Here is a 234-nt window from a genome sequence, read left to right on the forward strand (position 1 = left end):
CCAGATACCCTGCCTTCAGCATCGCACTGATGAGAGCGGTAAACCGCCTATCATCAATGCGACGTTCAAGCAGGCTCAACAATTTCTCGTGAGAGATGTTGTCGAAGTATCCTTCGACATCGACTTCGATCAGCCACTTCACGCCCTTCCATGTCTTGCGGACATGGTCGAGCGCCGTGTGACACGACCGCCCCCGTCGAAAGCCGTGTGACCGATCAGAGAAGATCGGTTCAT

1 protein-coding gene is annotated in these 234 nt (G+C 54.3%); it reads right to left on the reverse strand.

The genetic code is table 11. The features are described 5' to 3' along the window. The coding region (locus CVH10_RS24550) for a reverse transcriptase/maturase family protein (RefSeq protein WP_369336031.1) at positions 1–226 on the reverse strand (226 nt) is incomplete at its 3' end. Positions 227–234 lie beyond the last annotated feature (8 nt).

Origin of the sequence: Halomonas sp. ND22Bw (genome assembly GCF_003011945.1) — a bacterium.
Classification (GTDB): domain Bacteria; phylum Pseudomonadota; class Gammaproteobacteria; order Pseudomonadales; family Halomonadaceae; genus Halomonas; species Halomonas halophila.